Source organism: Paenibacillus sp. USDA918EY, from assembly GCF_009870825.1.
GTDB lineage: Bacteria > Bacillota > Bacilli > Paenibacillales > Paenibacillaceae > Paenibacillus_AQ > Paenibacillus_AQ albilobatus.
Genome location: NZ_WTWY01000010.1, coordinates 184440 through 210665, shown reverse-complemented (window position 1 = coordinate 210665; position 26226 = coordinate 184440). Strand labels below are relative to the sequence as shown.

Below are 26226 nucleotides of genomic sequence, written 5' to 3'. Positions count from 1 at the left end.
GAGGATGACCGATGATGGACCATAGAAACAATAAAATGGGCTGGTTATTTACCAGCCCCTACCTTCTCTATTCGCTTATTTTCTTTTTCGGACCGCTGATCTGGTCGTTTTTCCTGTCCGTCACGGATTGGAATCTGATCGCTCCGACTTTCAATCTGGTCGGGATCGAGAACTTTGCGAATGCCCTAAAATCGCCAAGCGTACATTCGGCCTTCTGGGTGACTTATAAGTTCATGATTATTTTCGTACCGATTGTAACGGTGCTGGCGACGGCCGTCGCCGTGCTGGTGCACGGGCTGCCGCGCTTTAAAAGCCTGTTCCTGATCGGTTTTTTTCTGCCCTACCTGTCCTCGGGCGTTGTTTCATCGCTTATCGCCAAGGGCCTTCTTTCTTACACCAGCCCGATGAACGTATTTTTGCGAAAAATGGGGCTCGATATCGACTGGCTGGGCACGCCGTTATCTGCGCTAGGTATTGTCGGCCTGATTCTGGCCTGGAAATTCACCGGCTATTATGCGCTGATCCTGACCTCGGGCCTGGAAAGCATCGATAAGGAAGTGTACGAGGCAGCCGCCATCGACGGCGTTACCGACCGTCAGCGTTTCTGGCGCATTACGCTGCCGCTGCTGTATCCGTCGCTCTATACAACGCTGATTCTGGCATTCGGCGTCACGTTCGGCATTTTCACCGAGGTGTATCAGTTGACGGGCGGCGGCCCCAACAATGCGACCAACACCTGGCAGATGGAAATCTTCAAACAGGCATTTACGAACCTGCAGGCCGGTTATGCGTCGGCCGTAGCCTTGCTCGCTTCGGTCGCCACCTTTATTTCGATCTTTATCATTCGCAAATTACTGGAGATATGGGGGAAGAGAAATGGTTGGGTCTAATCGAAATCGCGGCATCAGACGCACGGTCCGGTATGCGCTCGCCATGATCCTGCTCCTCGTGATGGTTTATCCGTACCTGTATATGGTGCTGAACTCTTTTGCCGACTGGGCGCACATCGATAAGCAGCTGCTCCCGACGAAATACAGCCTGAAATCGTACGAATGGCTGTTTACCGGCGGGGAAACGGGGATCCCCCGTCCTTGGCTGCATGCTTTTCTGAACAGCGTCATGGTTTCGCTTGCTTCCACGGTACTGATGATGATCTTCGGCGTGATGGTCGCTTACGCGCTGTCCAAGCTGAATTTCTTCGGACGGAACGCCATCAACAATTTCGTTTTGTTCCATATGTTTTTCCCGGCGATTATTCTATTGATTCCGACGTTCCTGATCATTCAGAGAGTAGGTCTATATGACAGTTATTTGGGATTGATTCTGCCTAAAGCCGTCAGTTTATGGGCGATTTTTATGTATACCAATTTCTTTAAAGCCGTACCGACCGTCTTTATCGAAGCCGCCCGCCTGGACGGGGCCTCGGACCTTAAGATCATGTATAAGATCATGCTGCCGATGTCCAAGTCGATCACCACCGTCATTTTCCTGTTCCTCCTGATGGAGCGGTGGACGGAGCTGCTGTGGGATATGATCGTCGTCAATAGCGATCGGATGCTCACGCTGAACGTGCTCATTTCGCAAATGTTCGGCCCTTACGGCTCCTATCCGGGTCCGCTTTATGCGGCATCCGCGCTGCTGACGCTGCCGATTATCATCATGTTTATTATTTTCGGCAAGAAGTTTCAGGAGGGCATGCAGTTCAGTTTGAAGTAAGTAGATAGAAGAAGTTATTGGAAACCGGATTTGGAGGAAGAAACCATGAGTATACCAAGAGAAGCATTGACCTGCTCGGCCCTGTTGGCCTCTTATAACAGCAAGCAGGCGAGAGCTGAACAGGCCGAAAGGCTAGTGTTTGACGGGATAGGAAACAAGGATGTCTACAATATTGCGGCCCCTTTTGAGGATGATGGGGAACTGGTGCTTCTCGGACGCGTGGAACCGCGGGACAGCGAGCATTCCCAGGTGATGTTTTTTGTGGAGCGGGACGGAAAATGGCTGCCGCGCGCCGGCGCGCCGGTATTCGATCTGCAGGATCCGTTTCATACCCGGATCGGCGGAAAGCTGATCGTCGGCGGCGTGCAGATTTATCCGCATCCCGAGAAAGAAAATGCGCTGATGTGGCGCACCGTATTTTACCAAGGGAGCTCCGTTAACGGGCTGAAGGAATTTTTCAAAGGACCGGACGGCATGAAGGATCTCCGCCTGGTGGAGCTGAAGGACGGCAGCATCGGCATTTTTACAAGACCGCAGGGCAAGAAGGGCGGACGCGGTAAAATCGGGTTTGCCAAGGTTCCATCCCTGGAAAAGCTGACCCTTCAGGTCATTAACGATGCTCCGCTGCTGGAAGGGCAATTTACCGACGAAGAATGGGGAGGAGCGAATGAAGCCCATCTTCTCAAAGACGGACGGATAGGCGTGCTTGGGCATGCGGCTTGCTACGATCCAAGCGGTGACCGTCATTATTACCCGATGGCATTTGTGTTCAGCCCGAGCGACTTGACCTTTACGGACATGGAGCTCATCGCGGTACGCGACCGTTTTCTGCCTGGACCGTCCAAACGCCCGGATCTGCAGGACGTTGTGTTTAGCGGCGGGCTTATCCGCAAGGAGGACGGAACTGCCGTGCTTTACGCGGGGATCGGCGACGCCGACGCGCAGCGTATCGTGATTGACGATCCTTTTGCCAAATTCGAATAAGGCCGGAATGAACCCCCGTACTTTATTTCATGAACTAAAGTGACTACAAGGAGCTAAATGCCATGAATATATACCGTTATGAACAGAATCCGCTGATTACGCCGGCTGACGTCCATCCCCATCGTGAAGGTTTTGAAGTGATCGGTACGTTTAACGCCGGGGTGGCCGAATATAACGGCGAAACGATCCTGCTGCTCCGCGTTGCGGAGCGCCCGGTCAGCCCTGACCCGAGCATTGTGCTGGCACCGGTTTACAACCCGGAGACACAGGATCTGGATCTCATGGAAATCCGTCTGGATGATGAAAGCTATGATTTTTCCGACCCCCGGGTCATCGTGAAGAAAGCCAACGCTCCGGCGTTTGAATACCTCACGTCCTTGTCTTATTTGCGGATCGCTCGCAGCAAGGACGGACATCATTTCACTATTGAGGATAAGCCATTCATCTACCCTTCCAACCCGCTGGAGGTGTTCGGTATCGAAGACCCGCGGATTACGCAAATCGGGGACACTTATTACATTTATTTCTCGGCCGTATCGCCGGTAGGCATCGGGGAAGCGATGGTATCAACGAAGGATTTTCGGACCTGGACCCATCATGGCCTTATCTTTGGACCGGACAATAAGGACGTGATCATTTTTCCCGAGCAAATCAACGGCAAGTATTACGCACTGCACCGTCCGACAACCAAAAGCGTAGGCCGCCCCGAAATCTGGATCGCCGAATCGGACAATTTATTGTATTGGGGCAACCACAAACATCTGATCGGCCTGCGTCAAGGCATGTGGGACAGCGGCCGTATCGGCGGCGGAGCCGTTCCGATCAAAACCGAACAGGGCTGGCTGGAACTGTACCACGGAGCGACGCGGGATCACCGGTACTGCATGGGGGCCGTCCTGCTGGACCTGAATGATCCGTCCAAAGTCATCGCCCGTTCCGGCAAGCCGGTGATGGAGCCCGAAGCGGATTATGAAACCAATGGATTCTTTGGCGAGGTGGTGTTCTCCTGCGGCGCGACTGTTCACGGGGACGTCGTCCGGATGTATTACGGAGTGGCCGACACGTCCATGGCGTGCGCCGAGCTGAGCCTTAGCGAAATATTGGGGAGTCTTGAATCCGTAGGGGAATGACCGGCATAAGTGCAAGGAAGGAGGACTTCGGATAGGATCCGGAGGCCTCCTTTTTAACGTCTCCTAGAAAAACCACTACCATTTAGCTTCACAGGAAGCTTGTAGATGTAATTAAAAATCAGACCGCAAGCTAAGCCAGTCCCGCGATTTGGCTGCCGCTATCCGTTGACTGCACTCGGGCCGGCTCCTAAAAAACATGAAACGTAAAGCGTCCAGGTTAGGGTTCTGATTTCACATTTTTAGCCTGATGTTTCGTTATGCCCAAGTCGCAATGGTTTCAACTGGCAGGCGGTAAGACGGATAACCTTCTTTGGCTGCTTTTCCGATCGAGATCAACATGACCGGTTGGAACCTGTCTTTATGAAGACCAAAAACTTCAGCAATCCGTTCCTTATCATATCCGGCCATCGGGTTCGTGTCATATCCATGGGCGCGGGCAACAAGCATGAGTTGCATGGATACGATGCCCGAGTCGATCAAGTTCATGTCTCGCAGGTCAGATGAGGATATATTCGCATAGTAGGATTTCGCTTGCTGCAAATTCAATTCCATGATGTCCTGCGGCATGTATCCAAGTTCTACAGCTTTACCATAAATCTCGTCCATATATTCCATGTTGTTGGCATCGTAAAAAACCGCGATGACAGCCGATGAAGTCAGAACCTGCGACTGGTTGAAGGATGCCAGAGGTGCAAGTTTTTCTTTGCCTTCAGCGCTATCTATAACAAGGAAACGCCATGGCTGCATGTTAATCGCAGAAGGGGCGCGGGTAGCTTCCGTTAAAATTTCAGTCATTTCCTCCCGGCTAATTTTCACTTCGGGATCGTATACTTTTACCGAACGGCGTCCCAAGACAATTTCATTGAAATTGTTAGTTGCGTGGAATTTTCCAGTCATTGTGCTCATGTTTGTTCTCTCCTTCATCTATATTTGTTGTGAGATTCGGGCCGCTCAACCTCACTAGGAGGATTGTAAACTATGAAGTATACTTTATAGCAAGAGAAGGAATTGGGGTGATTCATATGAAGATTAGTGAAGTCGCCAAAATGGCAGACCTTCCAATATCAACGATCCGATACTATGAGAAAATAGGTATTATCACTAATGATTACGTTCGGAGAGAACAGAATAATTACCGGGATTATGCTTCAGAAATCATTCCTTATCTAGAGGTTGTTAAAAAATGTTTAGCTGTGGGATTTTCCATTAACGATATAAAAGCGATGATCTCGAAAAATGGAATGTCCAAAGAGGATCAATCCCACATTATTCTGGAGAAAATATCCGAAATCGAAAATGCTCAAAAAAAGTTGGAGGATTCCAAAAAAGACCTTTACGACATTCTTGAAACGGATATTATATGCGAGAAAGGGTTCGGAAAATATTGACACGTTCAGAATTGGTCTCGTGAATCTGAGCTTGTGGATTACCGTGTGGCATAACCGGAGTCGCCTTGTTGGTAGTTTATCGTCAAAAGTTATCGTGGGTCATGTACACGCACAATGGGTTGTTTTTTGGCAGGGGTTTATTCATACTGAACAAGACGGCGCAGAATGATACTGTGCCTTCTTAAGCATAATTTTTTTAAAAAGAAGAAAGCCTGACAACCGCATATACGGATCGGTAGGTTTTGAAAATATAGGAGGAGCCATGTCCTGGAGTAAATTGAAGCAGCAGCTGGAGAGTTTTCTCTGTCCTGCGTTAGATGGAAGGGTTGAATACCGTGCAACGGGTTATCGTTACTTGCCGGATAAAGCAGGGCTTTGTTATATTTCGGTAGATAAAAAGGACATACTCCGAATGAATGATAAAACGAGTTCAATAAGGTGGTATCAGACGGAGCTGGAAATTAAAAATGACCCGGATATCCAAATTCCGATCAGCGATGAAGAAATGGAAAAGGTCAGAAAAGATACCAAAGGAACCGTTCCGGAGGATCGTCTGAAAGTCATTGCAAGAAACCGAAAAATATCAGGATATGCCAAGGAGCTTTTGTCGGCGCAGGCTTCATTAAGCAAATCCAATTTTGTCGCTGTCGCTAATCAATTTTTATCTACTTCAATAGAAGAAAGCATCGAGAGCAGGGATATCTTACTGAATATTCTGGCTTTGGTAGACAGACGAGTTGGAAAAAAGCGGATTTTGAACATGTCCGAGAAGATGAAGTTAAAGCATCCCGTTGTGCAGTATTTTTATGAATTGCGGCGCAGTACATGTTGAGGAAAATAGTTTTCGTTGCGGCAATGCAGATGGCTATAAAATAGAGAAAAGAAGCAAGACGCGTAACCCTTCTAGCGGAGGGTTTTTATATCGTTTATACTATATAGATTGAATGAAAGTAAGTCACATCTTTAAAACGGATATTCCCTGTGGATCAAGGAATGCCAAGTAAAAACTTTAATTTATTCTATATGGTAAAGCCAATTTACTTTCTAGGAGTTGTCTGACGAACCATGAACAAGAAAGAAGTCGCGCACATACGCAAGCAATTTAAGCTGGACAATCATTTGATGCAAATTTACGATATTCTGAACGTGTACATTATGAAGGAAACGAACGAAATTTATCACTGGGAGCGGAGTCCTTTTGGGTTAGCGGACCGGGAGAAGCAGGAGCTGTACATGGGCAATTTCAAAAAGCTGCTGACCGGCGAATTGGATCATAAGCTGTTCGAGCTCAAGTTTCAGGAGGAAGCGGAAGACCAGAAAGACCCTTCGCGGGTGCTGCTTCACCAAGCGATCCAGACGGGCGACCCGGAGGAGTGGCAGGATCTGATGCTGCTGCTCGTAGAGAAAATGATGGCGGACACGACCTATGAACGGGATACGGTCATTACGTTCGTGCGCGGACAATACTACCGGCCGACCAAGGCGCGGAATGATGAAGCCGAGGAGACAGGGAACGACGAAGTGTTCGGGCATCCGTTTATTTTATGCAGCGTGAACTCTACGGAGAAGCAGCGGAAGGCGCTCTTGTTCGACTATGTGGAGAAAGAGTTTAAGTACAATATCATTGTAGATCCGATCATCAAGCTTAGCACGCCGGAGCAAGGGTTCTTTTATCCCAGCGTGACGGACAATTATTCCGACGTGAACCGGGTTCTCTATTGTACGGGGAAATCGAATGATCCGAATGAGCGCTTCATCTCCGAGGTGTTGAATGCGGAACGGTCCGTGACGGCGCTGGAAGAGCGAGCGATCTTTGAAGACATCGTGAAGGAAGTGGCGGGTGAACAGCTGGACTCAGCCACGATCGCACACGTGTACGAGGAGATTCATCATGTGATCGAATCCCACCAGGACGAGGAAGAACCTCCGAAGCTGGATTATACCGATGTGGAACGCGTGCTGACCGCAAGCGGCGTAGAAAACGTGACCAAGGAAGCCGTGGAACGGGCGTTTGAAACCATCGTTGACGATAAGAACTATGAACTGAAGGCAAAAAGCGTCATCCCGAAATTCACGTCCAAATCGATCAAGATCGATACCAAGGTAGCCACGATTACCATCAGCCCACAGGATTTAAGGTACATTAAACAGGTGAGCTTTCAAGGCAAACGCTGCATCATGATTGAGGTTGATGAAGATGCCGTCATCGAGGGCTTTACGTTGACCACGGAGACGTTGTTGGAGAAGGCGGAATGAAGGGATAAGAGATTTTGAGATGCTCCCCTTACGGAGACAGGTTTTATTTCACCTGTCTAGCGTGAGGGGAGTATTTCTTAAAGCCTTAGTATTAACCCAGATTTAAATTTAGAGCTATTACTCTCTATACGCTGATACTGATATTGCTAAAGTATTTCGATCAAATCAATACAGTTAATGTTGTTAAAAAGCGAAGACTTATTGAGGACGAAAAAACCGCACATTGAGAGGCGGTTATTGACCTTTTGTTATTTAAGGCCGATGAGGTGATTACCCTTCCGCAGGTCGCCGAAGCGCGGCGTAATCCATTTATATTCTTTTCCTAAAGATAAGTACAGGCTGCTCTGCGGTAGAGAGATTCATGACTGTAAAGCAGCCTTTTTGCGATCAATCTCCGGTAATCAATCTACCGATTCCCCGTTCCTTTTTATGATTGTTTAACAATTTTATAAGTAAGGAAGTGTAACTTTCAATATGGCTAGGCTGATAAAGACGGCAAATAGCACGATAATAGGTACAATTATTATTTTGTATGGTAGAATGATGAATTTATTCATTATTCCATTAGACAGTGATACCATTAGTAAAAATAAGATAAAGCAAGGAATAAACAATTTGCTTTTTTTGCTATAGAAAATATAAGTAAGATACTCTGTTCCATAAAAAGCGATGATCATTACTGAAAATATGCCAATAAGATTGCGTATGTTTTTCACCATATTCCACCACCTTGATGTAATAAAGGGGTATAAAACTTTTATAACCTTTTATTACAACTATAAACAAAAAATATTTTATATCAATAATTATATAAATATCCGAATTTATCCCTTCTCATATTGTGCTTGAGATAGAAGGGGAATTACATGTTTTTGATCCAAAATATCGACTTGACCATAACCTCCCCATGGCGCTTGGCGAGATGCATAAGTATCGTGATGGAATCGTAAGAAAAGTAGATGGCAGTAGAGTCGTCGAAGAAGTGAATATTGTTAAACCGGCACGAGGAAGGAAAATTTACACCTATATGACGATGAATATCATCAGAAGTATCGAATGGGAGTTTACTGCTCGAAATCGAGAAGGGTTAAGCAAGAATTGGTGGATAAACTAGTTGGACTATTGGTTGATAAGGATTCTAAGTGAATATATGAGCGATAAAAAAACGAGGATTGTTTTGACAAGGTAATGCGTCAAATTTAATTCACGTTTTTTATATCTTGAGGTAGTGTTGTTGTCACTTTGATTTAGGAGTTTGAACAATCTATTTTTTCTAAATCTAGAGATCTGTAGGTTACGTGTTTCTATAGTTATGTTTGTTATCGCATCATTCATGTAGTAAAAACGGTTTTCTTGTGCTTATTTTTTACATTCTACAAAAATAGGTGCGGGTGAACAGCTGGACTCGGCCACGATCGCACACGTGTACGAGGAGATTCATCATGTGATTGAATCCCACCAGGATGAGGAAGAACCTCCGAAGCTGGATTATACCGATGTGGAACGCGTGCTGACCGCAAGCGGCGTAGACAATGTGACCAAGGAAGCCGTGGAACGGGCGTTTGAAACCATCGTGGACGATAAGAACTATGAACTGAAGGCGAAAAGCGTCATCCCGAAATTCACGTCCAAATCGATCAAGATCGATACCAAGGTAGCGACGATTACGATCAGTCCACAGGATTTAAGGTATATCAAACAAGTGAGCTTTCAAGACAAACGCTGCATTATGATTGAGGTTGACGAAGATGCGGTCATCGAGGGCTTTACGCTCACAACAGAGACGTTATTGGAAAAGGCGGATTGAAGGGATAGAAGACTTTGAGTTGGATTTTGCGTAGGTCACACTAGTGGCTTAGTGGGGTGCTCCCCTCACGGTAGACAGGTATTATGATTATGCCTGTCTACCGTGAGGGGCTTTTTTATGTTTGCGACTCACCCACTCATTCGGCACTTATATTATCTGTCACGCCAAAAAAGCTCTGCCGCTGGTGAATTGGACCATCGTGTTGGAGATGAAGGGAGCGCCATTGGATCTGGGGCAGACCATAGCGACGCGCTGCGCGGATAGACGGAGAGGCGGCTTCAAGACGAAGCTACGATCACCAGGTTGCCAGTGGCAAAAAATGACGGGGCCGTGGTTATAATTACCCTACCTTAATTGGATTAGTCAAATTATCAAGTCTTAAAATATAGCTATTTATCACTAAGTAAGCATAACCTTTTTGATTTAACATATATATTTGCCAAGGAAATTTATATGGTAAAATGTATAATAACCTCAGGAAAAATTTTGAAGGCTATAATTAAGTGGGCTAGATATTATATAGATTTGTTATGCCTATGGAACTTTACGTCAGTATATGATGTTGGAGACCGAGTTTCAAAATAAGAGGAGTTATAAGTTCAAGAAATTTGAGGTGAGATAATGAGAGGTTTAGAAGAACAGGCAGAAGGGGAGCAAAATTCGGGCCTAAATGAAGAGTACGGGGTAAGCGTAGCAGCTAGAATCATTTACCAGTTAGGTGAACAACTAATTTCAGATGAGTTTGTTGCATTAGCAGAATTAATAAAAAATTCATATGATGCCGATTGTATAACAGTTAAAATTAAAGTGGATACAAAAGCAATAACTCCTTATGGCCAAGGGAGAATTACAATTGAAGACAATGGAAATGGAATGACCAGGGAGATTATTACTAATAACTTTCTTAGGATTTCAACTTCATTTAAAAAGACTTATAAATATTCACCTTATTTTAAAAGAAGGACTCTTGGGGAAAAAGGCCTAGGAAGGTTATCTATTCAAAGATTAGGTAACCATCTTACTCTAGTAACTGTGCCACGATTAGATAGAATAGATCAATTCATTTCTAAAGAAGATTTAGAATTTTCAAAAAAATTTAATCAATCTACATTAGTAATTAACTGGAACGATTTTAAGGATTCTGATGGTGACCTTTCCAGTATAAAAGCAAAATGTTCATATAGTTACAATGAAATGCCTAAGTATGGTACTAGAATTGTTATTGAAGGAATAAGAAATTTAGATCTCTGGTATTTAAGCGCAAGAATGGAAACTAGAATTAGAACGGAAATATTTGGAATGGTAAATCCATTTGCTCAAAATAATTCTCAGCGATTTCAGATTAGTTTGCAAATTGACGATAAAATTTTCTCTAATGAAAAAATAAATGAAAACGTGCTGGAAATGATGAGTGACATTTTCGTCGATTTTAAATTGAAAAATAAGGTCCTCGAGTTAGATATCTCATTTAGAAAGCACTACATTGAAAGATTATTAGAGGATCTAATTGGTAGAATGTACAATCATGGGTTTAAAAATTATGAAGTCATTAACCCTTACACAGATCATGTAGAGAAGATCAAAATTGATCTTACTAACAAGCAATTTGATATGGACTTTCCATATTTAAAAGAGGTGAAGTTACAGAACCATTATGACATGATTACAGGGGCCGAGGAATTAGCTTATCCTGGGGACTTTACAGGGAAATTGTTTATTAGTGAGCAATCAAATGATGCATATAGAACTTCACTGTTGTTATTACAAAACAATAATATGGCTTTTAAAACAATTAAAGAATTAAAAGCCGTTTGGCAAGCTGCTGTTGGTATATATTTATTTAGAAACGACTTTCGTATCTTCCCTTATGGACCAGGAGTAGACTGGCTTGGGGTAACAGCAAGATCTCAGAGATTAAAAGCAAATGCATTGAAAGATCATACTGTTGCAGGTTACGTTCAATTAGATAGTATTAGTAGCGAAAAGTTAGTGGAGCAGACAAATAGGAATGGACTTATCGAAGATGAATATGGTAAGAATTTTCTGTCAATAATGCGTTCAATAATTGCTGAGATTGTCACAAGACAAGATATAAAAATGAGAAGTAGTTTTAATATTTCAGAAATAGGAGAAACAGATACTGAGATTAGGTCTGCCGATAATAATACAATATTTAAAAGAGTAACTGATAGAGATAAAGAAAAACAAGCCATTTTGATAAACGTTAAACAAGCGGCTTCGAGATTAAAGGATAAAAAGCAAGATAACATTGATCCAATACTTAAAGATATTGAGGATAAAATCGAGCAGCTTGAAAGGTTAAATTTAGAAGATAGAGAAGAACGTATGCAGGAGAATTTTACCTATCAGCAAAAAATAATCGATCTCCAGGCACTTGTTGGTCTGGCAGGTCAAGGAATGATAGTAGAAGCATTGACACATGAAATGCATCGAATTGAGTCAAATATTAGACATTATGCACAGAGTTCTAGAGATATTATAGGCGAAATTAAAAGTGGTTTTAGCGAGGAGTTAACTTCGTACCAAGATAATATTATTCAAGAGGTAGTGTATCTACAGCAACAACTAGAACATCTAGAACCAACATATAAAAAAAATAAACTTTTATTGGAGAAAATAAATATAACGAAATTTTTAACAGAACTATATTTCAACAATAGTCCTATGGCTAAAAAGGCAAGTGAGAATAATATAGCTGTTAATATTACAGGTGGAGAACTGATATTAGAATGTAATAAAGGTTTACTAATTACGATATTCGACAATTTATTCCTTAATTCCTTATTTTGGGTTACAATGAGTGAAAAAGACAAGGAAATTTATTTTGAGGTAGATCCGTACAATAATTTAGTTGTGGTTTATGATTCCGGTCCGGGGATACACAGAGATATTGAGAACATATTATTTCAACCATATGAAAGTATGAAACCAGATGGAAGAGGGTTAGGACTTTACATTGTTAATGAATTAATAAAATCAATAAACGCAAGTATTTATTTAGATAAAAGTAATAAAAATGAATACGGAAATTATTATCGTTTTATAATTAATTTCAAGGAGAATTAGGAGTGAAGAATGAATATGACTGGAGTTGCTCAAACGCTGGTGGCAAATAGAAAAGAGGAAAATATAACTGAATTAGATGTGCTTTTAAAGAGTTTAAATATTAAGCATATTTATTCATATGACGATGAATGGGATTTAGATAAATTAAAAACCGAAGCCGAAGAAAGATATCAAGAATTATTAAGATTAGATTACACCGAATTTTCAAAAATGTTTGGGATAAATATATTAAAGCCGGAAGATATATATATATCTAACAATGGTATAATACTTGTTGAGGAAATCGTTAATTCTCAGAGTAAGGAACTAGATCGATTAAAATTAATGTTTGAGAAGCATATAATTAAGGAAAGAGATAGTAATCCTTTAAATATGCTTAATGCAGTACTCGAAAAAATAGCAGAAAAAGAAGAAATAACAGTTAAAAGATTTCCTAATAAGTTTAGTGTAGGTGATGTCAGAGATGTAGATGGAAGAATCTTATTCTTATTGGATATGAATATGGGTGATAATTCTCAGGATAACGATGTAGTTATTAATACTATACTCGAAATAAGTAAGTCCCGCCCAAATAATCATGATATTGCGGTAGTATATTCTCATGAAAAACTAGAAATGTACAATCAACATGATACTAAGGTTAGATATGTCGATGCTTACTTAGAAAAAAATAAACCAGAACTCGGAATTGACAATGAGACTATAAAGCATTTGTTACCTTTTCAACTATGGGCGATTAGCAAAGGAGAGGTAGACGGAAGGTTACTCGATTTAATTACTACAACTTTAGAGAAGGCTGCCTTTGGATATTCACTACATGATTATCTTAAGGCAAAACATAATTTGACTCAGAAAGCAACACTTGAGTTAATAAAACTGCCAGAAGAAACGTTTGAAGTGTTATACAAAGATGCATTTGTTGAAGGAGAAATTTTTCTTGATATATTAGAAAGAACCCACCAGAGTATTTTAAATAAAGTTGAATACGACTTAACTAAAGACAACTCTAGTCTTATAGAAAACTTACTAACTGTATCAATAAGTAAGAATAAAAGAATTTCAGAGGAAATTAAAAGTTTAGGAATAAAAAAGTTTCGAATGGAGAACACAAAGAAAAAAACAGATCCAGTTATTTTTAAAGGATTATCAGAATATGGTTTGATTAACTACTCTATTAATTTAAATTATAGTGATATAATGACAGGAGACCTTTTTGTATTTAATACCTTTAATCCTGATATAAAAAAATACGGAATATTAGTAACTACTGACTGTGACCTACCTGTACGACCTAAAGGGAATGAAATAAAAGAAAGTAATAGAAATGCCAAAGCAGTAACATTGCTTCTGTGTGATTCGATTGCTTATTCTGAAACAAATGAAGAGTTTAAAAAGGCAATGGAAGACGAGGATGTTTTGTGGCCAATCTATCATGAGAACCAGCACCTATTGCTTATACCGGATACCAAAAGTGAACTACTAACAACAGATTCAAGAATTCTTGATCTTTGTTCTTTAAACAAAGATGGATCGGCAAACCTATTAATAAACGAAGATATTATAAAAAATTATAAAACCTATTATTTTAACGATTATTACAAAAACAACTTAAATATATGGATGAACAAGGTATTTGAAATTAGTAATTACATTCCTCAGGAAATGGTTGTCAAAGAAGGCGCTGTAGCTGCTACTGATTCTAATCAGCTGATTTCATTAATGGCAGGGTTAAAATATTCTATTAAACTTAACTATGAAGACAAAAAATTTGAAGTACAGCGGATTGGAAGACTAGAGACAAGAAGGACATTACAGTTAATACAAACAAAAGTGAATCATATGAGCAGAATAGGATTAACATCTGTCCCAGGTGCTTAACTTTTTGTGAGTTCTACATAACAGTGTGTGGCCGTGCATAATTAATTGGTGCACGGCCTAATCATGGTTTTAGGTAAGGAGATGGTTTTTTTGAAAGGTGAATTATTAGCAGATCACGTTAAGTCGGATATTTGGGACTTAGATTTAAATTATGCAGGAGAAAACAATGTTACTTCTTTTTTTTCATCAAATGCTAATATACACTCATATCCAGCTAAGGCAGTACCGGAAATGATTAATTCCCTATTAATAAATTTAAAAACTCATTACAATGTAAGAACAGTTCTTGATCCATTCCTAGGAACCGGAACGGTGGGTTTGGAATCTAAGGTATTAGGTTTGGATTTTTATGGATCTGATCTTAATCCATTAGCTGTATTGCTATCTAAAGTTAAAATGCTTGCAATAAAAAACACAGACTATATCGGACATCAAATTACAGAATTTATGAAGAAATTGAATATGTCAAATAGTGAAGGAAGAGCTCCATATGTAATAGAAAAATTTGAAAATATTGACTTTTGGTTTAAGAAAAACAATATTATTGAACTTTCATTTGTCAAAAGTGAGATTAATTGGTTTCTCAAAAAAAGAACCAAGAAATATAAAGAAACTTTTGCCTTAATATTACTAACGGCTTTTAGTTCGACTATAAGATCGGTATCTTTAACTAGGAATGGTGAATTTAAATTATATAAGATGTCGCCATCTGAGATTGAAAGATTCAATGTTAATGCAATAAATGTATTTAAAAATAAAATCAAAAACCTGTTGGAATTATTGGAAATTACAAATAAACAATATAATAAGCAAACAATTTCAGAAATTCATTTATCAAATGCCAAATCGCTCTTTTATTTAGAGAACAAAAAAATAGATTTAGTGTTAACATCTCCTCCTTATGGAGACTCCAAAAGTACAGTTGCCTACGGACAATTTTCTAAGCTATCACTACAATGGATGAAAGACCTAATGCAAGTTCATCTTGGGATAAATGTTTATGCTGAAAATTGCGATGAACATTTGCTAGGAGGTAAGAATTCCGATTTTAATCTCAATGAAGAAGTTATATTAACATCGAAAACACTAAATGATTTAATTGTTGAAATGCAGACTCTAACTAAAAATAAAGAAGATTCTTTAAAAAAAATATTAAATGAACTGTCTGATATTATGATAAATACGCGATTGAATCTTCAAACAATTCAAGTAGTTGAAAATAATGAGTTATTAAAACTAATCACTGAACGGATACGACTTGATATTTATAGAAAAATAAAAAATACAAAAAGCCACCTACCTGATAAGAGAGCTAAAATGATTGCTAGGAAGGAAAGTGCTCGTGTCCTTGAGGATCTAAAATGTAGTAATAAAAAAGTAAAATATCGTCGATTAAACCAGATTGTCGATAAACTCCCATTCGTAAAAGAGACAATTAAGAGAAAAATTAAATCACAGCCTAAACGAATTAACGAAGTTATTAACTTTTTCAAGGATTTATACAAAGTTGTTGTTGAGACAGATAGACACTTGGAAAAAAATGGACTTCAAGCTTGGATAGTAGGTCATAGAACAGTATTAGGAGAAATTAATGTTAATATGGTGAATGTTTTAAAAGAATGGTTTGAACATATGAATTACAAACAAGTAACTTCGTTACAAAGACAATATTCATTTAAAAGAATGCCACATCACATAAATTCAACTGCAACTAGAAATGACGAAATAAAAACTATGATGCAAGAGCATATACTAGTAGTTCAAAAGAATAACCACTGAGCCCCTTATTGATTTTTAATAGAATAATAAAAAACAGTATTTTATGATGTTGAATTGTCCGAATACATTCAACGCAAAATGAATCGTATTCGAGCCGAGAAGGCTGACACTGTACTTACGGAAATCCGATATTCAGGTTTTATACCAAACGTTGAATGGTGCAAATATTACTGATCCGAAGATTCGGGTTATGCATGAGAGAAGGCGGGAAGTGAAGCGAAGCGGTAGAAATAGCTAGGAGAGCATAAGAAGAAAAAGCACTTAAGATATAAACTAATTGTTTGTATTGCCGCTCCCCCATTCATTGATGGGTAGCGGCAATTTTTACGTACATTTCAAATTCATAAATATCAGGCTAAATATATGACAACTTCGAGGATAATGCTAATTTTAAGATACTGGTTGCATAAATTGTTTATCCACATATTTATAAGATTCGAATAATCCTTGGGATCCATATGGGGCTATGAGTTCTTTACCATCAAGCTCTATGTAAGCCTGCCCAGTGATTGAAAGCTCCTGCCTAATAGGATTAATTTTTCTCAAATCCCCAACGCTAGTAAAGGAATATACCCAAATACATTCATCAATCAAAGAGTCGCCGGCAACAACAATTAATTCTTTAATACCATCTTGATCGAAGTCATGAAGAGCAGCTTGTATTTTGTAACCCTCCTGCAATTCGCCGTAATCATCGAATGCCCCCGAGTTATCTGCGCCAGACATATCAAGAGGCCAACCTATCGAAGAAGAGGGAAAGTAAACAATAGCTTTAGTCCCATTAGGATGGTCTAAACCAAGCACTAATTCTGCTTTCGTTTTACCAAATTTCATTGGCAAAGACACATCGACCGAACCTGGCTTCCATTCTACTTGGGATAAATTATTTCCTTCGGTAGAACGAATTAAAGAGTCATTAATAGAAATATCTAAGGTATTATCTGGCTGTATCTCAATATTTGACGTCTCAGTTTGTTGTTCGCCGCTTTGTGACGAATTTATATCTGTCTCGTTGTCAGGCGAATTAGCTAAACTATCATTACTTACCTTCTTTTCTTCTTGTTGTACTTTTTCAGTTGTTTGTAGTTGTTGGGATGTAGTAGATTGGTTTGGTGCTGTCTTACAAGCTGATGATAATAGCACAGTTCCAATTAATACAACAAACAATGCCGCCATTTTTCTCATTCTTTGGATCGATCCTTTCTGGTATTCTAATTAGGTATAATTACCCAATAAGGCTAACGAACTGTTTCGACAATATCTCCTATTATATGTAAAAGAGTGTATTAGGTGAAGTGTTACATGAAAAAATAATTATCCGTCTATTGTTTAATTTCGAAAGGAGAATAAATACAGGTTAGGAGTCTGGAAAATCAACGGAGCTGTCGAGAGGATTCATTTTTCCAGTATTGAAACCGAGCGGAAGCTTGAGGATGTGATTACCCATGATATAAGCATCATCGATCCCTCTTTAATAATAATTGGGAGACAGATTAACACGGCTTTTGGAAAATATATTAATATTCTAACGATGAATTCCGAAGGAAACCTTGTTGTAATCGAACTCAAGCGAAATAGGACTCCGCGGGAAGTCGTTGCTCAAATGTTGGATTATGCGTCGTGGGTTCAACAGATAACTTACTGGAAAATCATCGAAATCTATAGCGAGAAAAATCCGGGCCGGCAGTTGGAACAGGATTTTGTGGTCATTTTCAGTCTGACTTTCCGGAAGCTTTAAATGAATCTCATCAATTAATCATCGTCTCTGCTGAGCTGGACCCAGCAACGGAAAGAATTATCGACTATCTCACGGGCTTTGCAGTACCGGTAAATGCAGTCTTTTTTCATTATTTTAAAGATGGAGATAACGAATACATGGTCAGAAATTGGCTCATTGATCCCCATAAATTGGAGACTAAGTCATCCAGCATGGTCATCCGGAAAACAGGTAAGGCTCCGTGGAATGGCAAAGATTATTATGTATCGTTGGGCGATGGTATACATCGGAACTGGGAGGATTGCAGAAGATATGGCTTTATATCGGCAGGGCAAGGGAGGTGGTACAGCAATATGCTGAACCTCCTGAAACCAGGCGCCAGAATTTTTGCATGTATTCCTAGGGTGGGGTATGTTGGTGTCGGTATCGTACAAGAGGAAGTAGTGCCCATAAAGGACTTTCAAGTGACAATCAATGAAGAGAATGTTCCGCTTTTGGAAGTTGACCTGCATATCAAAATGGATAAGGACGTCGATGATCCTGATCTTTGCGAGTACGTTGTACGCGTGGAATGGATAAAGACTGTTTCTAAGCATGAGGCCATTTGGGAGAGGGGGATGTTCGAAAACCAAAATTCTGCATGTAAATTGAGAAACCAGCTTACGATTGAACGTCTCACGGAGCATTTTCAACTCGAAGAAGAATGATAGATTCGAAACATAAAGGGAAGTATGGATAATGAACATCAACAGCCAGCTCGATGAACTGTTTCAACAGTGGAAGATGCACGAAGCGTATGCAGAGGGGATTTTTATCCCAGACGGTCATGTGGACGAGGAAGCGTGGTCCGGTTGTCGACTCAAACTGATGGTATTACTGAAAGAAGTAAACTCTTCTGATGCTGGATGGAATCTGCAGCAGTTTGTTAGAGAGAAAGGATACCTCAAGGAAAGCAGCACTTGGCCAACGCTCATCCGGTGGACGTATGGGATTCTGTATGGGTATCCTGAATTCCTCGAAGTGGAAAATCGTTATGCGAATATTAAGGAAGAGGCAGATCAGTTCTTACGTCAGGTTTATTTTGCCAACGTGAAGAAAATTGCGGGTGGTTCGCAGGCGGTACATACGGAAATTGAACGTTATATCCAGTCGACCGGGCCACTCCTCCTTCAACAAATCCGGATCCTGGATCCACACATTGTCCTATGCTGCGGAGATGTGATTTTCCATGGTGTTCAAAAGTTACTAAAAGAAACGGGGTCTTGGACATACGAGCGGAAGCAAACTTCCGGCGGACTGGAATATATTTGGTGGGAAGACGTACAGACCTTTCTGATTCGCTATTATCACCCTAACGCCTATTTTCCAAGAGCAATGTCTTACACCTATCTGATGAAGGAAATTCAGAAGATTCTCTGAATCGGAAGATACGGGGCTGCTTAACTATTCCCCCAACTCCCTCTTAAACCCCTCAAGTCAAAACCGAAGGCTTAACCTGAAGCGCCCGCTAATGCAGTGATCGTTAGCAGAGAGGGCGCTTTTTCTCCGTTTTCTAGCTCACAAAATATGTATATTTATTTAGTCCCTATTGAAGGATATGCCAATGATCTGTCGAAATGTGTAGTTTAATAAAACGGAACTAATATCTTTGAAAATTTCAGCAAAACAAAATGAACAAATTTAAAAGAGCATTAAGGCGGTGCCACAACATGATTATTTACAGCAGTAACGCTTTACAATTTAGAGAAGCTGTTGAGACTAATCAAATCACGCTAGATATTGAACAGGCTTATATTCAGAAAATGGGAAAACGACCAATCCAAGGTGAACGGATGGCATGGAATAATTCCATGCAATTTATGGAGCGAGTGATTCGAAACTCGGAAATACCCGATGATTGCGGTATTCTAATCGAATACAATATTCCTTCAACAAGCAAGAGAATTGACTTCATTATTGCAGGTAAAGATATACACGAACAAGATAATTTTGTCATTATTGAGCTTAAACAATGGGATTCTGCTAAAGCTACGGAGAAGGAAGATGTTGTAGTTGCGTTTATTCGTCGCCGAAACCGAGAAACACCTCATCCTTCTTACCAAGCATGGTCCTACCGGCAGTATTTAACAGACATGAATGAAGCTATCCAAAACAATGACTTAAAGGGACACTCATGCGCTTACTTACATAATTACCATGAACCTAAAACGTATGATCCTCTTAAAAACGAAGTCTACAGTTCTATTATTAAGGAAGCCCCGTTATTTTACGCAGATGATACAAAGGAACTTCAGAAGTTTTTATATAAACATGTTGGTAAAGGGAATGGAGTTAACCTTCTTTATTTAATTGAAAATGGGAAGATACGTCCTTCGAAGAAATTGATCGATCATATAAACGGACTGTTCAAAGGTAATCCCGACTTTATCATGTTGGATGAACAGAAGGTTGCTTATGAAACAATAATGTCCTTAACTAAAGATCTAACATCTAAAAGGACTATTATCGTTAAAGGTGGACCAGGAACAGGTAAATCCGTGATCTCAATGAACGCACTTGGGGGAATACTTTCTAAAAAGAAAAACGTTAAATTTATCGCTCCTAACGCTGCTTTCCGAACCGTAATGGTGGACACGCTAGCTAAGCAGCAAGTAAGAGACAAAACACGTACTAGAGTGTTATTTGCTGGATCTGGACAGTTCTATGATTGTGAATCAAATTTTTACGATGTTTTAGTCGTAGATGAAGCACATAGACTGAAGGGGAAAGGAGCCTATCAGTATAAAGGTGTCAATCAAATCGAAGATATTATTAAAGCCTCTAAATTAAATGTGTTTTTCATAGATGATAATCAAAGAATTAGGCCAGATGATATCGGCTCAGTCGAGGAGATTAAAAGAATAGCAGCGCTTCATAAGTCGGAAATTTATGAAATTGAACTTACTTCCCAGTTTAGATGTGCAGGGGCTGATGGTTATTTGAACTGGGTTAATGATGCTCTTCAAATTAAGGAAACAGCTAATTTTAATGGCTGGGATAAATCCACCTTTGAATTTCAGTTATTCGATAGTCCCCATGAGTTGTTGAAGCAAATCAAGGAAAAGGAAAATAACGGAATGAAGTCTCGAATGCTGGCTGGATTTGCTTGGACATGGACTAAAGAAGATGAAGGAAACCGTAACGGGGAAATCGATGATGTCATTATCGAGGAGCATGATTTTAGCATGCCATGGAATGGGCGAGCGATTTCAACTACTTGGGCTGTTCATCCCGATGGTATCGATCAGATTGGTTGTATCCATACTTCCCAAGGCCTTGAGTTTGATTATGTTGGTGTCATTATTGGCAATGATCTTAAGTTTGATCCCAAAACTATGACTCTTTATGCCGATTATGATGAATATAAAGATACGGTTGGCAAGAAGGGATTAAAGAAAGATCCCGCAAAGTTAACCCAACTGGTCAAAAATATATATAAAGTGCTATTATCTCGGGGGATGAAGGGGTGCTATGTTTACTGTAGAGATAAAAACCTTCATAACTATCTATTGGAAAGAATTCAACTTACCAACTCTTAAATTACAGATGTGTAGATTGATAGATCTATTGAACCACCTGAGTAATACCGGAGGGTGTCCCTCAGTCATCCTAGATGACGACTGAGGGACGCCTCTCTTTTAATATCGTTTATACTTATACAGCCAATTTACTTTCTGGGAATTGTCTGACGAACCATGAACAAGAAAGAAGTCGCGCATACGCAAGCAGTTTAAGCTGGACAATCATTTGATGCAAATTTACGATATTCTGAACGTGTACATTATGAAGGAAACGAACGAAATTTATCACTGGGAGCGGAGTCCTTTTGGGTTAGTGGACCGGGAGAAGCAGGAGCTGTACATGGGCAATTTCAAAAAGCTGCTGACCGGCGAATTGGATCATAAGCTGTTCGAGCTTAAGTTTACGGAGGAGACGGAAGACCAGAAAGACCCTTCGCGGGTGCTGCCTCACCAAGCGATCCAGACGGGCGATCCGGAGGAGTGGCAGGATCTGATACTGCTGCTCGTGGACAAAATGATGGCGGACACGACGTATGAACGGGATACGGTCATTACGTTCGTACGCGGACAATACTACCGGCCGACCAAGGCAAGGAATGAGGAAGCCGAAGAGACAGGAAATGACGAAGTGTTCGGTCATCCGTTCATTCTATGCAGCGTGAACTCTACGGAGAAACAGCGGAAGGCGCTCTTGTTCGATTATGTGGAGAAAGAGTTTAAGTACAATATCATCGTAGATCCGATTATCAAGCTCAGCACGCCGGAGCAACGCTGCGCGGAGCTATTGAATCACCTGAAAGCTGAAGTACTAATTACTGTAACTTGATGAGGAGTGCTACAAAACTTTCCTTTTTAAGGAGCAGGGCATCGAAGCAGACGTTATTTCTCGTTGACCTACTGCGCAAGGGATGCGATTCAAAACTGTCGGGAAACAATTTCGAAGATGAATCTAGATTGAGTAGTGTTATGTGAGCCGTAATCCGTCCAAGCTGGCAAGTGATCTGCGGGTGGGTAGAATGGCATGGACCGGAAGGTGGAGGTTACGCCGGTAGGGATATGTTAACCGTGACTTTGCATGTGGAGAGTGTGGCTTTGTTTGCGAGGAATCGAGAAAGATCAGAGGCAACTTCAAGTTTTAAAACTGTCCTTTTCCACTGAACACATTTCAAATAATTAATAAAGACTTTAATTGGGGTGTAACTATAACTTATACTTAATTAAGTTGGTAGAATATCTTTGCCAGAAATAAGAGTTAAAAAATCGTTATTTATTTCGTAAAATATAATAATAATTTTGAGGAATAAACGCCTAAATTTAGAAGTTTTGTATATAACAGATAGGTTAAAAAATAAAGTTAAACTTCAAATATTTATCACGAATAACAACAATTTAAAATGAAACCAAAATCATAAGAAGTGGTGAAGTAGAGTGAGGACTTTATTAGATAAATTGAATAGTTATGGAAAGGATTACTGGGATTTTACGGAATACAGAGATAAAAAAGCTCTTATAAAATATCCTGCCATGATGGTTGCTCCTATGCAAGAGCAATTGTTATTGGATATTTTAGAATTTGATCCAGATATTAAAAATATCCTTGACCCATTCGCTGGCTCAGGAACAGTACTGGCTGCAGGTAATAATCTGAATCTAAATACTTACGGTATTGATATCAATCCTCTTGCTATTCTTATTTCACGCGTCAAACTAGAGGGCGTTCCTGAAGAAAATATCCGTGAAAGTATTGCTCAATTAAAAACTTATATTACGTTGTTTTTAGGTAACACAGATTTATTTGAATTTACAAACATTCGTAAATGGTTTCGAGAAGATATAATAGCAGATTTAAGCATATTAAGAAAAGCCATTATCTGTGAAAAAAATAAACAGATAAGAAGATTCTTCTGGGTCTGCTTCGCAGATACTATTAGAAAATACAGTAACACCCGATCAACTACATTTAAACTACATGTAAAAGAAAAAGAGAAGATTGAAACAATGGACAATGACTGTATTCAGTATTTTGTTAATAAGGTTTCAACATTGTATATAGATTACATTAAAGAAACTGACAAAACAAATATTAATTTGTTTACAGGTAACTCTTTAGAGATTCTCAAAAATTTTTCAGACAATAGTATTGATTTAATTTGCACTTCACCACCTTATGGAGATAACCATACTACTGTTACATATGGCCAATATTCGATATTGCCACTACTATGGATAGATTTAAATGATTTAGATGAATTTGATGTAACTATGCTAGAAAAATTCACTGCAATTGATAGGATGAGTTTAGGTGGTCACTATAATTTAGAACAGTTTGAAGTAGAAATTGTTTACAATGATTTGATTAAAGAGATAAGTGAGAAAAAAGCTAAGAAGGTTGTTTACTTTATTAATGATTACTGTAAAGTTTTCGAAGAGTTAGCGAGGATTTTGAAGAAAGGGAAGAGGTTGGTTTTAACACTAGGAAATCGAAGAGTAGATAACCACGAGTTTCCTTTTGATATTTTAAATGATAGGCTTGCGAATAGGTATGGATTGATTGAGGAAGCTAAATTGACTAGGAATATCCAGGGGAAAAGAATGCCGGTAAAGGTTTCAAATATCCCCAATTTAGGTTCTGTAAAATCTATGAGTAAGGAGTATATAAAAATTTACAGAAAAAATTAAGGAGGAATTTATTTTATGGGAATAACAATGGAAGAGACATTAATTGTTGATTCATCCTTTATAACAAGTATTTTAGGAACCGTAGGTAGTCCATTGATTGTTATTTCTGAATTAATAAAAAATGCAATAGATGCTGCTGCAGATAATGTTAATATTTTTTATTCTAGAAACTCACAATCAATAATTGTAATTGATGATGGTCTTGGCTTCTCTCTTAGTGATATTCGAGACCTATCTAAACCAGGGTACTCAAGAAAAAAACATAATGGAAATCTAACTAATGATAAGGGGGCTTTTTACACCGGTAGCAAAGGGCTAGGGTTACTGTCAGTATTTTCATTATGTGATGATCTAACAATTGAAACAAAAAGCGATACTGATGGTGCATATAAAATAAGGTGGTCTAAAGGAGAGAAGAATTACTCTTATGAGCAGATCAGTTCGAGTATTCAAAAAGGAACCAAAATTGTTTTAAACAATATATATCCACAGGTTATGACACTACTAACGTCTGAATCAGAAGTTAAAAAGTTACGACATTTATCAACTTATCTATATAAGAATTCTACACTTGAAATTCCAAAAATTACACTTTCAATTGATGAAGGGGATCCAACTCCTTTATTATTTTCTACCGAAATGAAAGGCATGCTTTATGACGTGAATTTTAGTTATGACAGTCAAACGAATGAATTAATGTTCCAGTGTCTATCGGATAACCCAAAAATTAATAAGTCAAAGATATCTATTAAATCTTTTGATACTCTATCGATTGAAAAACTACTAAAAGAAAAGTTCAATATTGAGAAGACTATAAAAACTCGAACAAACGACAATATTAATTTTAAGGATTTAGAAAGTATAGAAGGTATACCCACTTTCGAAGGAAGATTGTTAGTTTTCGAGAAAAAGACAGCTGGTGGTATGCTAAAGGATTATGGTGCGGGAGTAAACATTTATACAAATGACTTTGCTTTGTACAATTATTTATCTGAAGAGCATGATTGGTTGGGCTTAGCGGATTTCTCACAGAGGAAGAAGGCTACACGGCTTAAACCACATAATGTTTTTGGTTTCGTAAACATGCCGCATTTTAATGAAACAAGAGAACTTCTCAAGATTTCCAATGAAAGAGCAGATTTTATACAAGACTCTGTATTTGTAAAATTGATGTATCTTCTTAAGGGTGTAATCATGTTCATTATTTTGAATATTGACCTTGCCTATTCAAAAAATAAGGTAGTTAATATTAGACGAGATCTTACAAAGGAAGGTAGCAACACCCAACAGCCAGCAGGTGAAGATACTTCACCAAAGAGTAAATTAGATGAAGAAAAGTTGGAAAACAGCCATTTACATAACGAAGAATTAAATACAACAACTCCAACAAATTCTCTAGAAGATGGAGATGTGGTCCATGGTAGTGATAATCAAGGCCCTTCGCTTTCTCCTGCCAAAATTACTCTGAGAACTAATCTAGTACAATTACCTATTCCCACTGGTCAAATTGATTTATATGAATATTTAGAATCAGTTTACAATAGTACAGGAAGTCCTGTAGGAAACTATTCCATAAATATTAAAAGAGATGGGACTCCGGTTATTGGTGGGATTTTACCAAGTGTTATTGAGCCAGGAGAAGAAATCATTGAATATTTGTACACAGATCCTAAAACGGGATTAGTAGCAGAATCCCTAAATTTAGTCTTTTATAAACCACAGTCAAAAATTATCGGGGGAAGTAAAAGAGATTTGCTTATTTCATTACCATCCCAAAAAGACTACGCAATTGGTTACAATAACATTGTTGATAAATTAATTAGTCAAATTAATAGTTTAAACTTAAAAAACTATCTTGAGTTAATTTCATGTTCTTTGAGAGCAATATTTGATTTGAGTATTGATTCAATAAATAAATCGGGTAAATTCAACAATCTATTTAACGGAATATCCTCGTTTGAAGACCGCGTCGTGAAAGTTGTTGAACATATAAAGAGCCACAAACGAAATATTGAAGCAATCTCAAAATCTACAAAAATTGATTATCACAGTCTATTAAATATGCTGGATCCTGAAAGGTTTCGGTCAGCAGTATCTACAGCACACTTAGGAGCACATAAGTCAGGAACTTATATAAGTGAAAGTGAGGTTGTCCAATTAGCAAAGCTCTTAGCAATTTTTGTTGTAGTTGTTAATGAGATGATTCAGAATAGCAAAATTAATCCAGTTTAACGTTTTAATGATA

General features: G+C 39.3%; 19 protein-coding genes and 3 pseudogenes. 20 read left to right on the top strand and 2 right to left on the bottom strand.

The window, feature by feature from the left end; translation table 11 throughout:
- Positions 1-14 precede the first annotated feature (14 nt).
- The 4 genes from GQY55_RS20185 (at position 15) to GQY55_RS20170 (ending at position 3830) form a co-directional block, all read left to right on the top strand.
- The gene (locus GQY55_RS20185) at positions 15-890 is read left to right on the top strand and encodes a carbohydrate ABC transporter permease (protein ID WP_236575748.1); all 876 of its coding nucleotides are present in this window, start codon (positions 15-17) and stop codon (positions 888-890) included.
- Entirely contained in the window at positions 877-1716 is an 840-nt protein-coding gene (locus GQY55_RS20180) for a carbohydrate ABC transporter permease (protein WP_160043668.1), read from the top strand. Before GQY55_RS20185 ends, GQY55_RS20180 begins: the two co-directional genes overlap by 14 nt.
- Positions 1717-1761: 45 nt before the next feature.
- Positions 1762-2700, top strand: coding sequence for an MTP-1 family protein (locus GQY55_RS20175; RefSeq protein WP_160043667.1), 939 nt, complete (start codon positions 1762-1764; stop codon positions 2698-2700).
- A gap of 62 nt (positions 2701-2762) precedes the next feature.
- The gene (locus GQY55_RS20170) at positions 2763-3830 is read left to right on the top strand and encodes a BtaManbiosPhlase (protein WP_160043666.1); all 1068 of its coding nucleotides are present in this window, start codon (positions 2763-2765) and stop codon (positions 3828-3830) included.
- Positions 3831-4085: 255 nt separating this feature from the next.
- Here the strand turns inward: GQY55_RS20170 and GQY55_RS20165 are convergent, their stop codons facing one another.
- Positions 4086-4727: a nitroreductase family protein gene (locus GQY55_RS20165; protein ID WP_442953640.1), complete on the bottom strand. Its 642-nt coding sequence runs from the start codon at positions 4725-4727 to the stop codon at positions 4086-4088.
- Positions 4728-4765: 38 nt separating this feature from the next.
- Here GQY55_RS20165 and GQY55_RS20160 point away from each other — a divergent pair, with 38 nt between their 5' ends.
- The 8 genes and pseudogenes from GQY55_RS20160 (at position 4766) to GQY55_RS20130 (ending at position 16025) form a co-directional block, all read left to right on the top strand.
- Positions 4766-5218 carry a MerR family transcriptional regulator gene (locus tag GQY55_RS20160; RefSeq protein WP_236575741.1) on the top strand — a complete coding sequence of 151 codons (453 nt, stop codon included), beginning with the start codon at positions 4766-4768 and terminating at the stop codon, positions 5216-5218.
- A 262-nt stretch (positions 5219-5480) separates the two neighbouring features.
- A complete protein-coding gene (locus GQY55_RS20155; protein ID WP_160043664.1) occupies positions 5481-6050 on the top strand; it encodes an SF0329 family protein in 570 nt (189 codons plus the stop codon).
- Between the two features lie 233 nt (positions 6051-6283).
- Positions 6284-7474 (top strand): DUF4317 domain-containing protein, encoded by a 1191-nt coding sequence (locus GQY55_RS20150; RefSeq protein WP_160043663.1) that lies wholly within the window; start codon positions 6284-6286, stop codon positions 7472-7474.
- A gap of 841 nt (positions 7475-8315) precedes the next feature.
- On the top strand, positions 8316-8588 hold the full coding sequence (locus GQY55_RS31520; RefSeq protein ID WP_236575740.1) for a hypothetical protein: 273 nt from the start codon (positions 8316-8318) through the stop codon (positions 8586-8588).
- Positions 8589-8852: 264 nt separating this feature from the next.
- Positions 8853-9281, top strand: a pseudogene (locus tag GQY55_RS20145) (DUF4317 family protein); the annotation flags it as partial.
- A 621-nt stretch (positions 9282-9902) separates the two neighbouring features.
- Positions 9903-12368 (top strand): sensor histidine kinase, encoded by a 2466-nt coding sequence (locus GQY55_RS20140; RefSeq protein ID WP_160043662.1) that lies wholly within the window; start codon positions 9903-9905, stop codon positions 12366-12368.
- A 9-nt stretch (positions 12369-12377) separates the two neighbouring features.
- Positions 12378-14246, top strand: a complete 1869-nt coding sequence (locus tag GQY55_RS20135; protein WP_160043661.1) for a hypothetical protein — start codon at positions 12378-12380, stop codon at positions 14244-14246.
- Positions 14247-14336: 90 nt separating this feature from the next.
- Entirely contained in the window at positions 14337-16025 is a 1689-nt protein-coding gene (locus GQY55_RS20130) for a DNA adenine methylase (RefSeq protein WP_160043660.1), read from the top strand.
- Positions 16026-16415: 390 nt separating this feature from the next.
- Here the strand turns inward: GQY55_RS20130 and GQY55_RS20125 are convergent, their stop codons facing one another.
- On the bottom strand, positions 16416-17210 hold the full coding sequence (locus GQY55_RS20125) for a hypothetical protein (protein WP_160043659.1): 795 nt from the start codon (positions 17208-17210) through the stop codon (positions 16416-16418).
- A gap of 250 nt (positions 17211-17460) precedes the next feature.
- Between GQY55_RS20125 and GQY55_RS32130 the strand changes: the two are divergent.
- The 8 genes and pseudogenes from GQY55_RS32130 to GQY55_RS20095 form a co-directional block, all read left to right on the top strand.
- Positions 17461-17589: pseudogene (locus GQY55_RS32130) on the top strand (endonuclease NucS domain-containing protein); the annotation flags it as partial.
- A gap of 39 nt (positions 17590-17628) precedes the next feature.
- On the top strand, positions 17629-17763 hold the full coding sequence (locus tag GQY55_RS31835) for a hypothetical protein (RefSeq protein WP_268895035.1): 135 nt from the start codon (positions 17629-17631) through the stop codon (positions 17761-17763).
- Positions 17764-17900: 137 nt separating this feature from the next.
- The gene (locus GQY55_RS31050; RefSeq protein WP_201452193.1) at positions 17901-18449 is read left to right on the top strand and encodes a hypothetical protein; all 549 of its coding nucleotides are present in this window, start codon (positions 17901-17903) and stop codon (positions 18447-18449) included.
- 31 nt (positions 18450-18480) lie between these two features.
- Positions 18481-19161 (top strand): hypothetical protein, encoded by a 681-nt coding sequence (locus GQY55_RS20115; RefSeq protein ID WP_160043658.1) that lies wholly within the window; start codon positions 18481-18483, stop codon positions 19159-19161.
- Positions 19162-19451: 290 nt separating this feature from the next.
- Entirely contained in the window at positions 19452-21320 is a 1869-nt protein-coding gene (locus tag GQY55_RS20110; RefSeq protein WP_160043657.1) for a DUF2075 domain-containing protein, read from the top strand.
- Positions 21321-21476: 156 nt separating this feature from the next.
- Positions 21477-22071: pseudogene (locus tag GQY55_RS20105) on the top strand (DUF4317 family protein); the annotation flags it as partial.
- Positions 22072-22730: 659 nt separating this feature from the next.
- On the top strand, positions 22731-23981 hold the full coding sequence (locus tag GQY55_RS20100; RefSeq protein ID WP_160043656.1) for a DNA methyltransferase: 1251 nt from the start codon (positions 22731-22733) through the stop codon (positions 23979-23981).
- 15 nt (positions 23982-23996) lie between these two features.
- Positions 23997-26213, top strand: a complete 2217-nt coding sequence (locus tag GQY55_RS20095; protein WP_160043655.1) for an ATP-binding protein — start codon at positions 23997-23999, stop codon at positions 26211-26213.
- Positions 26214-26226 lie beyond the last annotated feature (13 nt).